This is a genomic window from Alkalibaculum sporogenes (genome assembly GCF_009362815.1).
Taxonomy (GTDB): domain Bacteria; phylum Bacillota; class Clostridia; order Eubacteriales; family Alkalibacteraceae; genus Alkalibaculum_A; species Alkalibaculum_A sporogenes.
This window is the reverse complement of sequence record NZ_WHNX01000046.1, coordinates 1-15410: the sequence shown is the minus strand read 5'-3', so window position 1 is coordinate 15410 and position 15410 is coordinate 1. Positions and strand designations below refer to the sequence as shown.

Annotated in this window: 9 protein-coding genes; all 9 read left to right on the top strand. The window is 33.6% G+C overall.

Features of this window, described 5'->3' with window-relative positions; all coding sequences use genetic code 11:
* Window positions 1-589: 589 nt before the first annotated feature.
* Window positions 590-1600: a rod shape-determining protein gene (mreB, locus tag GC105_RS15575; RefSeq protein WP_152806671.1), complete on the top strand. Its 1011-nt coding sequence runs from the start codon at window positions 590-592 to the stop codon at window positions 1598-1600.
* Window positions 1601-1648: 48 nt separating this feature from the next.
* On the top strand, window positions 1649-3244 hold the full coding sequence (locus tag GC105_RS15570; RefSeq protein WP_152806669.1) for an LCP family glycopolymer transferase: 1596 nt from the start codon (window positions 1649-1651) through the stop codon (window positions 3242-3244).
* A 322-nt stretch (window positions 3245-3566) separates the two neighbouring features.
* Window positions 3567-4388, top strand: a complete 822-nt coding sequence (locus tag GC105_RS15565; protein ID WP_152806667.1) for an ABC transporter permease — start codon at window positions 3567-3569, stop codon at window positions 4386-4388.
* A 10-nt stretch (window positions 4389-4398) separates the two neighbouring features.
* On the top strand, window positions 4399-5616 hold the full coding sequence (locus GC105_RS15560) for an ABC transporter ATP-binding protein (protein WP_152806665.1): 1218 nt from the start codon (window positions 4399-4401) through the stop codon (window positions 5614-5616).
* A gap of 13 nt (window positions 5617-5629) precedes the next feature.
* Window positions 5630-6502, top strand: coding sequence for a UTP--glucose-1-phosphate uridylyltransferase GalU (gene galU, locus GC105_RS15555; RefSeq protein WP_343030061.1), 873 nt, complete (start codon window positions 5630-5632; stop codon window positions 6500-6502).
* 13 nt (window positions 6503-6515) lie between these two features.
* Window positions 6516-8033 carry a lipopolysaccharide biosynthesis protein gene (locus GC105_RS15550; protein WP_152806662.1) on the top strand — a complete coding sequence of 506 codons (1518 nt, stop codon included), beginning with the start codon at window positions 6516-6518 and terminating at the stop codon, window positions 8031-8033.
* 185 nt (window positions 8034-8218) lie between these two features.
* Entirely contained in the window at window positions 8219-9337 is a 1119-nt protein-coding gene (locus GC105_RS15545; protein ID WP_152806660.1) for an MraY family glycosyltransferase, read from the top strand.
* Between the two features lie 549 nt (window positions 9338-9886).
* Window positions 9887-12640, top strand: coding sequence for an N-acetylglucosaminidase (locus GC105_RS15540; RefSeq protein WP_193708449.1), 2754 nt, complete (start codon window positions 9887-9889; stop codon window positions 12638-12640).
* A 694-nt stretch (window positions 12641-13334) separates the two neighbouring features.
* Window positions 13335-15410, top strand: a 2076-nt coding sequence (locus GC105_RS15535) for a S8 family serine peptidase (RefSeq protein WP_152806657.1), incomplete at its 3' end; no start/stop codon positions are given.

Sequence of the window (15410 nt, the reverse complement as noted above, 5' to 3'; positions counted from 1 at the left end):
AGATTGGCTCGCAATTGCGAAGCGAGAGGCAAGAAGCTGGATGCAGGATTGTAGCTTTTGACCAAAAGTAAAGAAGGCTTATCCAAAGGAAAAGCTATAAACATCTAACATCTAACATCTAACATCTGACTTCTCAAGGGAGCAAGTGCCAACGACCGAAACCCCAAAGGGGTTGAGGTTAATCTGCGGCAGATTGGCTCGCAATTGCGAAGCGAGAGGCAAGAAGCTGGATGCAGGATTGTAGCTTTTGACCAAAAGTAAAGAAGGCTTATCCAAAGGAAAAGCTATAAACATCTAACATCTAACATCTAACATCTGACTTCTCAAGGGAGCAAGTGCCAACGACCGAAACCCCAAAGGGGTTGAGGTTAAATCTGCGTTAGATTGGCTCGCAGAAATCAAAGCGAGAAGCTGGATGCAGGATTGAAGCTTTTATCTCACTTCTCACTTCCAACATCTCACATCTCAAAGGGTTTGAGGTTAAATCTGCGTTAGATAAAATAGGAAATAGTTACTATTATCACAAGTTATGATATGATATAATATAAAGTTAGTAAGGAAGAGTTTACCTAAGGAGAGGATACTAAAAATGCCGTTTAGAAAAGATATTGGAATTGATTTAGGAACTGCTAATATATTAGTGTATGTTAAGGGGAAAGGTATAGTATTACAGGAGCCTTCTGTAGTTGCCATAGATACGAATACAAATGAAATTAAGGCTATAGGTTCAGATGCAAGAGCGATGCTAGGTAGAACACCAGGAAATATACAAGCTATAAGACCATTGCAAGATGGTGTTATTTCTGATTTCAAGATCACAGAAAGAATGTTAAAATATTTTATTGCGAAAGTTTCTGGGACAAGAAGGTTGTTTAGACCAAGAGTAGTAGTAGGAATACCTAGTGGTGCTACTGAAGTTGAAAAAAGAGCAGTAGAACAAGCGGTATTATCTGCTGGTGGGTCTAATCCTGTTATTGTAGAAGAACCAGTAGCAGCAGCTATCGGAGCTGGCATAGATATTACCCAACCAACAGGGAACATGGTAGTAGATATTGGTGGTGGAACTACGGATATTGCAGTACTATCATTAGGTGGTATTGTCGAGAGTATTTCTATTAAAATTGCTGGAGATAAATTTGATGAAGCTATTGTACGATACATGAGAAAAAATCACAATGTGCTTATAGGAGAAAGAACAGCAGAAGATCTAAAGATGAATATAGGAACAGTATTTCAAGGAACAGAAGAAAAACATATGGAAATTAGAGGAAGAGATTTATTGTCTGGATTACCAAGATCTATCAGTGTAAGTTCAGAAGAGATAAGAGTTTCCCTAGCAGATAGTATTGATTCTGTTATTAATGCTATTCACAGTGTATTAGAAAAAACGCCACCAGAATTAGCATCAGATATTAGTGATACAGGAATATATTTAACTGGCGGCGGCGCTTTACTTGGAGGTTTAGATTTACTAATCCAAGAAAGAATGGGAGTACCAGTTAATATCGTTGAAAATGCAGAATCAGCAGTTGCATTAGGCACAGGAAAAATATTAGATAATGTTGCTTTACTTAGTGGTTCAAACAAAAAAAGCTATTGATTAATCCACAGTAATTGTGTGATTTAATCAACGTCATAAGGGGCAGGTATGAAGATTAGAATAGTTAATAAAAAAAGATTTTATACTGTACTAATATTAGTTTTATTATTAAGTACAGCTACAGTTTTAGGTTACAATTTTTACAATGAGATAAATAATCCAGAAGATTTATTTGAGCCAAAGGTAGAAGAACCCATAACTTACGATGTAAATGATCAATTTGACAAGAGTAAGGTCAATATTTTAGTCTTTGGATTAGACAAAAACGAATACAGAGATACAGTAGCAAACTATGGGGTATATAGACCAGATACCATTATGTTAGCAACTCTAGACTTTAAAGAAAATACCATAGATCTAGTATCCCTTCCTAGAGATACATATGTACCAATATACAATAGGTCAGGTAAAGACAAGATAAATTCAACATTTATGTATGCTAGCTATGATGTACAAGAGAGTGAAGACACCATCGACAAGGGAATAGAATACCTTATTGGAACAGTAAGCAATGTTCTAGGAGATATCCCAATAAACTATTATGTAGGTATTACAGATATGGACGTAGTAACTAAGATAATAGACGAAATAGGTGGTATCAATATAGATGTTCAACATACACTATATGCGAAAAATGGAAAAGATAGAACTAAAGTTCGAGTAGAAGAAGGTATGCAAAAGTTAAACGGTAAAGACTTACAATACTATGCAAGATATAGAATGTACCCATTAGGTGATATCGACCGTGTTGCAAGCCAACAACATATTATAAAAGCTTTATTAGAAAATTTAAAGTCAACAAATAGTTTGATTAAATTGCCACAAATTTATAATTTAGTGTCAGAAAACTTGACTACTAATTTATCATTTCAACAAATATCAGCACTATCTTTGTTTGGAACAAAGGTCAATAAAGAATCATTAGAGACTTATACACTACCGGGAGATTTTGGAGAATTAGCAGGAATTTCATACTGGATCATTCAACAAAATAAAAGAGTGGAGTTTCTAAAAGAAATTTACGGTATAGATGCGCAGCTGATGACACAAGATGATACTAGTGATAAATTAGCACGATTAAATGCAAGTGTAGGAACGAGGACATTGCAAGTTGACGAGAGAACTAAATTAACTCTTACTGGCAGGACATCTAATGGACAGCAACACACATTTGACATAAATGATACTAGATTCAGCGTATCACAAAGTGGTATTATACAAGTAAATTCAGATAATACCATTGTAGGAAGATCGCCAGGAAATGTAACTTTGAGCATATCAGCTGAAGGAATCCAAACATCAGTATCGTTTACTGTTCAAGGACAAAGCGCACCAATACAACAGGAAAATGAGCCGGAAAAACCAAAAGATACAACACCACCGGTGATAAAAGGGGCAAAAGATTTTAGTATTGTTCAGCGAACAGAGCTAACTCAAAAGATGAAAGAACAAGGCGTGTATATAGTAGAAGAAGAGAGCGAGTACACCTGGTCAGTTTCAGGAAATGTAGATGTAAACAAACCAGGTACGTATACATTGACATATAATGCATCAGATTCAGCGGGAAACAAAGCAGTACCTGTGGCAATTACAGTAACAGTCACACCTGCACCAGAGACTAACAAAGAACCTGCCCAACAATAACTAGTAAGAATATCATCACATCATAAGATCTGCGATAATAAGTCGCAGATTTTATGATATGATACGAATATAAACTAAACGATAATTTTATGTACCTATACACACTGCCCCGGTCATCCAGAGCGAAGCGCGGTGCCCCGTTTATCAGGGTGGGATCTTAAGACCCAAGAGGTAAGCCCATAAGGCATTAAAGTATTAGCTACAAATAAGTGCCAAGACTAAGATCCTTCGTCGCTACACTCCTCTGGATGACAACGAAAAACATTGAAAATGAAAAAAATACTATGTAGTAAAACAACTTTTACGTAAGAAAGGTGAAAATATGATATCTCTTTTAAAAAATCCTTGGAGGATTATAAGTGAAAATATTAAAAACACCGGTAGAACTATTGAAATGTCAATAAAAGAACTTCAAAAGAAGTATAGTGGAGCAGCTTTAGGAGTTGTTTGGGCTATCGTGAAACCAATGTTATTTATATCTGTATATTGGTTTGCCATTGAAGTTGGAATAAGAGGAGGTGGAGGAACTACTAAAGGAGAGTATCCATTTATATTATGGTTGATCTGCGGTATAATACCTTGGTTTTATATTTCTGAAACATTGATTTACGGTGGCACATCTTATAGACATAATAAACACCTAATAACAAAGATGGTTTATCCTATATCTACGATTCCAACATTTAGAATGCTATCGCAATTATATGTACACATTACCATGTTTGTAATAGTCGCATTAATATTTTTATTTTCAGGATATCCACCAGATATCTATTATCTACAAATTGTATATTACTTATTTTGTATATTTATATTTATGACAGTTTTATCATGGACAACTGCAGCACTTGTTGTTATTAGTAGAGATTTTGAACATTTGTTAAAATCTATTACACAAATGCTATTTTGGTTAACTCCTATTATTTGGTCATTAGATAATGTTAAGGGTCCATTAAAATACCTGATAATGATGAACCCATTTTATTACTTTATAAAAGGGTATAGAGATGTGTTTATAAATAAAGTATGGTTCTTTGAAAACATGAAATATACTGCTTATTTCTGGTTAGTCCTACTTATTTTAATATTATTAGGTGGTTATATTCACAACAAGTTAAAAGATGAATTTGCAGATATATTATAAGGAGTAAACGATGGAAAACAGTATAGAGATAAAAGATTTAACTAAAATATACAAGATATATAAAAAGCCTTGGCACAGAGTAGTTGATGTGTTTTCAAAAAAGAAAAGATATAAGCCCTACTACGCGCTAAAAGACTTATCTATTTCTATCCCCAAAGGTGAAGCAATTGGGGTACTTGGCAAAAATGGTGCAGGAAAGTCAACCTTGCTAAAGATAATTACAGGTGTAACTTCTCCAACGAAGGGTAATATATCGATAGATGGTAAAATATCCGCATTATTGGAGTTAACTTCAGGCTTTGACAGTGAACTAACGGGAATAGAGAATATTTATTTAAAGGCGCTAACTATTGGTATTACCAAAAAAGAAATAGAAAAGCAATTACAAGTGATCATTGACTTTGCAGATATTGGAGAACATATTTATCAGCCGGTTAGAACATATTCAAGTGGTATGAAATCTCGGTTGGGATTTGCTATTTCTGTAAATGTAGACCCAGACATATTAATTGTAGATGAAGTATTATCAGTCGGGGACGATGTATTTAAATTAAAGTGCATTGAAAAAATGGAAGAATTTAAAAAACAGGGGAAAACCATATTTTTCGTAAGTCATTCATTATTTACTGTCAAAACATTTTGTAACAAATGTATGTGGATTAAAGATGGAGAACTTATTAGTTACGGAGATACTGGAGAAATAATGGTTCAGTATGAAAACTACTTGAAAGAAGAGCGGTCAAAAGAAATAGAAAAAAAACAGCAGCAAGCATTGGAAAATAATACTCAAGCTCAAATACTCAGTAAAAAAGAAATACTGCAATTTTCAAATTTTGCATTTTTAAATGCCAATGGCGAGAAATCAAATAAGTACGATTATATGGAAAAAATAATTTTTAAAGTGGATTATGAAGTAAAAAGACCAATGAACGGTTTGAGGTGGTGTTTCACTATAAGAGATGCAGAAACACGCGAAATTTTTGGAAGCGATAAGAAATCAGAAGATAATTTATTAAAAGAAGAAATAGGTAAACATACATTAAAAGTAACATTAGAAGATGTAATGCTCTTGCCTGGAAAGTACTTGTTGTCAGGAGAAGTAACTAATGCTACTGGAGCTATGTTTATGAGCTATTCAAATAAAAAACCATTCTATATCAATTTAAATAAATTTTGTGGTACAGGGATTCAGTACATCAAGCACAGTTACGAAAATAAGTCCATTTAAATTTAAGGAGGTAATACACATGAAAGTACGCAAGGCGGTTATACCAGCTGCAGGATTAGGAACTAGGTTTTTACCTGCTACAAAAGCAATGCCAAAAGAGATGCTTCCTATTGTAGATAAGCCGACAATACAGTATATAATAGAAGAGGCTATAGCATCAGGAATAGAAGAAATTCTAATCATTACAGGGAGAAGTAAAAAATCAATAGAAGATCATTTTGATAAATCAGTTGAGTTAGAACTAGAGCTAAAAGAAAAAGGTAAAGACGATTTGCTAAAAATAGTTGAAGACATATCAGAAATGGTAAATTTGAATTATGTAAGACAAAAAGAACCAAAAGGTTTAGGACACGCAATACTATGTGCAAAAACCTTTGTAGGCAACGAACCATTTGCAGTACTACTAGGCGATGATGTAGTGTATAACGACGAAAAACCAGCCTTAAAACAGCTCATAGATATATACGATGAAAAGCAAGGGTCTGTACTTGGAGTTCAGAGTGTTAAAAGAGAAGATGTTAATAAATACGGGATTGTTTCTGGCAATAATATAGGTACAAGGCTCTATACTGTAGATGATTTGATTGAAAAACCTTCTATTGAAGAAGCGCCAACTAATGTAGCTATATTAGGAAGGTACATCATAAATCCAGAAATATTTGAAATACTGGAGCACACAGAGAAAGGTGCAGGAGGAGAAATACAGCTTACCGACGCTTTAAAAGAATTAGCAAAAAAAGAATCTATGTACGCCTATGATTTTGAGGGCAAAAGATACGACGTAGGTAATAAATTAGGATTCTTAGAAGCTACAGTGGAGTATGCACTTAGAATGGATGAATTAAAAGATCAATTTAAGGAATATCTTAAAAATTTGAATATATAACGGTGAAACTTCTATGAGAACAAAAAAAACTGTAATTAATATGTTTTCAGATATAATCCCATTCTTTGTAATGGGATTATTAGGTTTTATTAAGATAAGAGTATTTATTGACTACTTAGGTTATGAATTTTATGGTTTTACTCAATTATTTACTCAAATATTTAGTTATCTTAATATAGCTGAAGCAGGTTTTGGAGTAGCAATAGTATATGCACTCTACATACCTTTAGTAGAAAAGAATAGGGAAAAAATAAACAGATTACTCTCTGGTGCCAAAATAATTTTTAGAAGAATAGGCATATTAATTATAGTAGTAGGACTTATATTATCCTTTTTTGTAGATTTAATTATTAAAAATAATCCTTTAACGCCGTTTTATACTCAAGTTGCGTTTATTATATTTTTAATAACGAGTACAGGGAACTATTTCATTTTTGCACCTAGGTTTTTATTACAAGCAGACCAAAACAAATACATTATTAATTTAGTTACAAATCTTATGAGAATACTGCAGATACTTATAGAAATTATCCTACTCATGTTAGGTTTTGATTTGATTATTATTTTCATATCTTATTTTGTTATAATGATAATAACTAATATTATTATAAACAGATTAGCATATAAGAAATATGAATGGATTAATACAAATACAAAGGCAGATATGTCTACCTTTGCAAATACAAAACATGTACTCATGCATAATGTTGGATCTATAATAGCATTGAATACAGACAATATTATAATTTCTGCTTTTATTGGCGTTGATGTAGTAGCAATCTATGCATATTATAATTATATTGCACAATTTATAATAAGTATTACAACGAGAATTATAAACTCTACCCAAGAGAGTTTTGGCAATCTCTTTGCATCTTCTAAAGAAAAAGAGCAAAGTATGGATACCTTTTGGGAAATGAATAGTTTGTTATTCTATATGGCATCTGTAATCTTTACTGTAACCTATATTTCTATGAACGACTTTATTAGCTTATGGGTAGGAGAAAAATTTTTAGTTAGCCAGTTTACAGTACTTCTCTTTTGTATCATTTTCTTTTATAGAATAGTCAGAGGGACTTGTAATGTCATAGTAAATGGAATAGGAGCATTTAAAGATACTAAATGGCAGTCGCTATTTGAAGGTTTATTAAATTTAACACTATCAATCATCTTAGTTCAAAGATACCATATTAATGGAGTGTTATTTGCAACGATTATTTCATATCTAGTAACTGGATTTTGGTTTGTACCAAACTACGTTTTCAACAAAGTGTTTAACAAAAGCTCAATCTTATACTATAGAAACTATTTTGTAAATGTTGTTCTATTGATTGTAGTATTATTAGTAGCAAAAGAATTTAGCGACTTTATTGGCCTATATAAAAACAATGTAAATCTTGTTTACTGGTTTGTAGATTCAGTTATCTTTACACCAATCATCAGTATCATTTTCTTTGTTATATACTATACTGTATATAAACCCTTTAGATTACTTGTAAATAGAATTATCTATTTGATAAAGAAAAAATAAAAAAGGTTAATTGACTTGAAAGAACTTACTTAGACTTGGCAAGAATAAAAAACTTATTGCTATTCAAAGACGAAAAAAATATAATATGTGTAATGACGAATAATTAACGAATAGTTTTTTAGGACAATCATATATTATTTAGTCCTCAAAGATTTTAATATAAGCAGTATTTAGTAGGTGAAAGAATGAAAGATTTACTTGTATATATAGTTTGCTGTAGTATAGCTATAGCAGTAACTCCAATAATTGCGAAGATATCCATTAAAATCGGAGCAGTAGATAAACCAAATAATAGAAAAGTACACGAAAAGATAATGCCTACTCTAGGAGGGCTCTCAATATTTATAGCATTCGTATTAGGGCATGTGTTTTTTGGGTATCCACATTTTCAATTTAAAGCAATAATGGCTGGGAGTATTATCATTATTATTACTGGAATTATCGACGATATATACGACCTAGACCCAAAATTAAAACTAATAGCTCAGATGGTAGCAGCAAGTATTATTATATTTTCTGGAGGCTTATATCTTCGAAGTATCAATTTGCCAATAATAGGCTTAGTTGAACTCAACTACTTTGGATACTTTTTAACTTATTTGTGGATTATAGGGGTTACTAATGCTATAAATCTAATAGATGGATTAGATGGATTAGCTTCAGGAGTAGCAACCATTACATTTATGACTATGTACATTCTAGCAATTATTGAAGGTGACTACTTTGTAATGGCGTACACATTGATACTAGCTGGCGCAAGCACAGGTTTTTTAGCGTACAATTTCCATCCTGCTAAAATATTTATGGGTGACACAGGTGCAATGTTTCTAGGGTATATTATATCCGTATTAGCATTAATGGGCTTTAAAAACGCAACATTTATATCTTTTGTAGTACCAATATTGATACTTGGAGTACCGGTGTTTGACACTGCTTTTGCAATTATAAGAAGAAAACTAAGAGGTCAATCATTTGCCCAAGCAGATAAAGAACACATTCACCACCTACTAATGACTAGTAATGCTTCACAGACAAAGACAGTACTAATCATATACGCAATAAGTATATTGTTCTCAGCCGTAGCAATTATATACACCCTAGTATCTCCCAATTTAGGCTTTGGTATATTAGTAGTGTTATTTATTATAATACAGTATATCGCCACAAAAATTGGATTACTAGATAGATTTTTCTTTCCCTACTCAAAAATAACCCACACAGATGAAAATACAATATCAGAAGATAAAATATTAGAAAGTACAATATCAGAAGACAAAACCCCACTAGACAAAGACGAGAATTAAAGTTTCACTTAAGTCATTCAGAGGAGCGAAGCGACGAAAAATCCTAAGCTTTTGCCTTACTCTCAGTGAATCGCTCTGGATGACTAGGGTAGTGGCATGGGTCATTAGATCCCGCGCTTCGCTCTGGATGACTGAGGTAGTAGCTTGAGTCTTTTTTTTTATTTTAGCATTCATAGTTTTTTCATAGTCATTCAGAGGAGTGAAGCGACGAAGAATCCTAAGACTTAAGTTGCTGACCCAGTTATTCAGAGGAGTAAAACGACGAAGAATCATAAGACCTAAGTTGCTGACCCAGTCATTCAGAGGAACGAAGTGACGAAGAATCCTAAGACCCAAAAGAAATCCCTACAACTCCAAAGAGCAACATTAAACCTCATCCAGAGGTTCATCTCTCTTAACTCATTCAATGGTTCACACTTCTATGACACACAGAACTTCATCTATTGTCATTCAAATCCTGCTTCATTATTTTGCATTTACAAATTGACACATAATTCGACAGTCAATATAATGATGATAAGTATATCTAAGGAGGATTGTTGGAAACATATGAAAATGAGAAAAGTATTGAGTATACTGCTTACCCTATCATTACTGCTATCTACTATTAGCATGCCAATTAGAACTATTCGTGCATTCTCTGACGAAGAACTCGTCATAACAGAAGCTGAATTAAAAAAACAAGACATTACAGAGGATCAAAATGTAATAGTGAAAGAGCAACTAGAGGAAGAAACAAAGGAAGCTGTAGAAACATATGAAATCATTGAAGAAATTGTTGAAGAAACAAAAGAAAATCAAACAGATAGTGAAAACTTAGCGATTAGGTCAACTACAAACATAATTACATGGAAAGTACTAATGTCTAATCTTATGGTAGAGCCATTTATGATGGCAAGTGAAGGGTATTATAAAGTAGTCAACGCCAATGCAGATGGTACATTTTCTACTACAAACACTACGTATACCGATTTTAAACAAGCAAAAGCAGCGATGAGCACCAGTAGCAATGCCAATGCAGTAGTTTTAGACAATAGAAGAACTGTCGGAAATCAAGTAGTAGCTATGAAAAATGGAGTAGTAGTAACTACAGCAGATAAAGTAGGAAAGAGTACATTGTCATTTACTATGACAGGCAATGAATCCATAAGTACATATGTAGAGAACAAAATAGATGCAGTGTACTATGATAGTTCAGGATCAACTGTAAAGATGGGGATATCTGGACAAATTGTCGACGGTATCAAAATCGAAGAAGTTGAACTGGTACCAATGATACAAGGAATCCAATCATATTATACAAAAAATTCAAATAATGACCTAGTTCATTCAGTAGCTAGATATACTATAAACGCGACGAACAATCGATATATAGGGAAATACGAGTCCTTTACTATATGTAAGGCTCCAGCTTTTATGTCTACAGGAGTAAAATACTACAGCATAGATGGAGAAAAATTTTACAAAGATAATCAGCTCAAAAGCTTGTCGGGAACATTTTATCCTTACTATAAATATCTAACATTTAGATCTAAAACAAATTACACAGAAGCAGAGTTAAACAAGTATATATCTTCGTGGAACAGGTCTACTAGCGTGTTAAATGCCAAAGGTAAAGCATTTATTAAAGCCCAAGAAGATTATGGTGTAAATGCAGCGATGCTCTTGGCATTTGCAGTTCATGAAAGTGGCTATGGAACAAGTAAAATTGCAAGAGAAAAAAACAATGTATTTGGAGTAAATGCAACAGACTCCAACCCTCACGGTAATGCAAGTACATACAATTCCGTTGAAAGTGCAATTTACAATCAAGCAGAATATCAAATCTCAAGAGGTTATGCAGATGCTAATACAGATGGTCGATATTTTGGAGTAAACCTTGGCAACAAGAAGGTTGGATTAAATGTAAAGTATGCTTCTGACCCATATTGGGGTGAAAAGATTGCAGGACACATATATAGAATGGACAAGTTCTTAGGTAACAAAGACGACAACAAATATCAATTAGCAATCTCAAATAAAATGACATTTGCAAAAGATCAACCAAATGCAAGTGGAAAAAATTACTATAAGTACGCTGTAAAGAATTTCAGTTTACCTGTAGGCATACCTATACTAGTAGTAAAAAACAATAATGGTTGGTATGAAATACAATCAGACATGGGAATTGACAGTGTCGGAACTACTCCAGCATCGTATAAAACACTATATGACTTTAATGTTAGCAAGGCGTATGTAAGTACGTCGGACTTTGATTTAATAAACCAACCAGCAACAAAATACATAGATCCCGCAAAAGTTGGCACTGAGCAAGAAGTAGACGATGAGCAAAAAGTAGTGGATACTAAACCGCCGTCTATAATAGTAAAGTCAGGTTCAGTTTCATTGAGTAATAATGGCTTTTCAAGACAAGATATAACTGTTTCTATTACAGATGAATCGACTTTTACTAAAACTATTACTAGAAATGGAAGCGCTATTACCTGGCCATCAGATAATAAGTTTACAGTAGATGGAGTATATATAATAACGGCTAAAGATAAAATGAATAATATGTCTAAGTTTACATTTACCATAGACAAAACTAAGCCAAAGATTGAAGTAAAGAGTACCACAGGTACAAACTATACAAATAACCAATTTATAAAGACCGATGCTAAAGTAACATACTCAGATGCAAATTACTTAAGTAGAGCAGTTACCCATAATGGAAAATCCATTACCTGGCCTACAGATAGTGTATTTAAGACAGATGGTAAATATATAATTACCATAAAAGATAAAGCAGGAAATGTAAACACATTTACATTTACCATAGACAAAACTAAGCCCAAAATTGTGGCTAAGAGTACAACAGGTACCAACTACACAAATGGTAAATTTGTAAAGACAAACACCAAAGTAACGTACACAGATGCCAATTATTCAAGTAGAGCAGTTACCCACAATGGAAAATCCATTACCTGGCCTACAGATAGTGTATTTAAGACAAATGGTAAATACATAATAACCATAAAAGATAAAGCAGGAAATGTAAACACATTCACATTTACCATAGATAAAACGAAACCAGCTATCACAGTAAAAACAACAAAAGGATTTACTATTAAAAATGGTCAGACGAGTGTACATAATGTAAAAGCAACTTATTCAGATGCCAACTATTCGAGTAGAAAAGTTACGAGGAATGGCAAAAGCTATACCTGGCCATCACAAAGCACCTTTAAAGCCAAAGGAACATACATAATAACAGTAAAAGATAAAGCAGGAAACGCCAGCACCTTTAAGTTCATCAGAAGATAGTAAGTCATCTAAAAAATTCGTCAAAACCTTAGAACCTAACCCATTGACCGGGGTAGTATGATTCTAAGGTCTTTTTTAATGAAAGTGTTTTTCCTTGTCATTCAGAGGTTCATGCTCTTATGTCATTCAGAGGAACGAAGTGACGAAGAATCTTAAGCCTTTGCATTACCCACAGCGAGTATTTTAATACACCCAAACAACTAATACCTGTGGCATATCAATACCACTAGGCTCATTAGATCCCACCCCGATAAACGGCGCACCGCGCTTCTTCGCTCTGGATGACTAGGGTTATAGTAGCTAGGGTCATTCAGACGACCTGCACCCCCAGTCATTCAGAGGAACGAAGTGACGAAGAATCTTAAGACCCAAAGGAATCATCCAACCACAACGCAAATCACCCCCTGTCATTCAGAGGAACGAAGTGACGAAGAATCTTAAGCCCCAAAGGAATCCTCCAACCGCAACGCAAATCACCCCCTGTCATCCAGAGGAACAAAGTGACGAAGAATCTTAAGACCCCAAAGGAATCCTCCAACCGCAATGCAAATCTCGTCCTGTCATTCAGAGGAGCAAAGCGACGAAGAATCTTATTCCCCCAACTAAAATCAAATATATTTTCTAAGGACTATTCAATAATTATTAGAAAGAACCGATAGTAATAATAATGTGTAATCGGGGGGAGTAATGCTAAGTGACAAAAACATATAGAAATATAATAGTAGTATTAATAATAGTATCATTATTTACATCAACAGTTAATGCATCGAATGTTAAGGGAAAATTCGATGAACAGAAGTTTAAAGAAACTAATGATTATTTTCAAAAGGCAAGTGAAAATTTAAATAGAAAAATCAGTGAGCAAACTAAGGAAAAATATACGAGTGACAAAATAATAATAAAACTAAAGAATAAAGATCAATTTAAAAAGATAAAGCCAATAGAAAAAATAAATAAGAAACATGAGAGTTTAAACACCATTACCATAGATATTCCTGCTGGTAGCACACCAGAAGAAGTGATTAATAAATACAAAAATCAACCAGGAGTGGAAGAAGTATATCAGGAAACTTTAGCTAGATTATCATATATTCCTACAGATCCCTACTACGTAAACCAATGGAATCTTGAAAAAATAGGAATGGAGAAAGCTTGGGATATTACAAAGGGAGTATCTGACGTAACAGTAGCTGTTATAGATACAGGAGTAAACGGTCATATAGATATAGGTTTAGTCAAAAAAGGAATATCAATAGCTGACGGCAATAAAATAGATAACTATCCAGGAGAATTTTCATATGATGGAATGGGCCATGGTACTGCAGTAGCATCCGTGATTGGAGCGGAATTTAACGATGTGGGCATTGCAGGTATTGCACCAGGTGTAAGTATTATGCCAATTAAAGTATTCAAAGACGGAGAAGATACTTGCACCATGACAGATGTAGCTGCTGGAATACACTACGCAGTAGATAATGGCGCAGATATTATAAATATGAGCCTAGGTGGTCCTTTGGGTAACAATGGGTTAATGTCTGCAGTTGAATACGCTTCTAAAAACAATGTTCTCGTAATTGCTGCAACAGGAAATGATTCAATTGAACTTGTAAGCTACCCTGCTGCCTATAATGAAGTAATTGCAGTAGGTTCTACAAGTAGTAGTGATGCAAAATCAAACTTTTCTAATTACGGTATAGAAATAGATATTATGGCACCTGGTGAAGGTATAATACTCCCTGATAATAATGGTGCTTACTACAATTGGTCTGGAACATCATTTTCATCTCCTACAGTAGCTGGATTAGCGGCACTAATAAAGAGTGAATACTCAAATTTAACTCAAACACAAATGCAACGAATACTTTATACAGCATCAAAAGATTTAACGAGTACTTATGGATGGGACAAGACTACTGGATTTGGTAGAATAGACGCATTAAAGACATTAGAATTAGCAAGCGTTAACGATATTTGGGATAATAACGATACAATTGAAACAGCAGATGCAGTCGCTATAGGTAACACAGTAAGTGATACACTATACCCTGCTAAAGATGTTGACATATATAAAATCACAAAGACGCAAAAAGGTCAGTTAGAGGTAGATCTAACCCTACCAGCACAAACAGATGGAGTCTTACTACTCTTAGATTCAAATAAAAATTTAATTGCATCTTCCGATTTAAGTAATGAGGGAGGTCAAGAAAATATTAAACAAAACATTGATAGTGGGACGTATTATATAGTGGTTTTTGACTACTATGGCAATTATACACAAGAAAATTATCACTTATCTATAGAGGAATTATATATAAAAGAGCTTGAAATAAGTGCAAAAGCAGGTTCAGATGATATTAGTACAGGAGCTATTACGAATAAAGATGTTGCAATTACTATTACAGGTGGGTCAGACTATAATTTAGAAGTAGAAAAAAATGGAGAGCCAATTGCAAACCCTTCAGATCTTATATTTACCAACGAAGGTAATTATACTATCACAGTAGAGAATATCAATGGCAATAAAACGGATTTTACATTTACAATAGACAAAACAAAGCCAAAAATAGTAGCCAAAAGTCCAACAGGTACCACATATACAAATGGACAATATGTAAAAACAGACACAGTAGTAACCTATTCAGATACAAATTACTCGAGCAGAAGCGTTACACAAAATGGTAAAACAATAAGCTGGCCAACAGATAGTACATTTAAGACAGATGGTAAATACATAATAACAATAAAAGATAAAGCAGGAAATAGCGCCACA

Bases quoted from the DNA above. Each gene is read 5' to 3' on its own strand.
- GC105_RS15545 (WP_152806660.1), top strand. From the start codon at position 8,219: ATGAAAGATTTACTTGTATATATAGTTTGCTGTAGTATAGCTATAGCA.
- mreB (WP_152806671.1), top strand. From the start codon at position 590: ATGCCGTTTAGAAAAGATATTGGAATTGATTTAGGAACTGCTAATATA.
- GC105_RS15540 (WP_193708449.1), top strand. From the start codon at position 9,887: ATGAAAATGAGAAAAGTATTGAGTATACTGCTTACCCTATCATTACTG.
- GC105_RS15550 (WP_152806662.1), top strand. From the start codon at position 6,516: ATGAGAACAAAAAAAACTGTAATTAATATGTTTTCAGATATAATCCCA.
- GC105_RS15565 (WP_152806667.1), top strand. From the start codon at position 3,567: ATGATATCTCTTTTAAAAAATCCTTGGAGGATTATAAGTGAAAATATT.
- GC105_RS15570 (WP_152806669.1), top strand. From the start codon at position 1,649: ATGAAGATTAGAATAGTTAATAAAAAAAGATTTTATACTGTACTAATA.
- GC105_RS15560 (WP_152806665.1), top strand. From the start codon at position 4,399: ATGGAAAACAGTATAGAGATAAAAGATTTAACTAAAATATACAAGATA.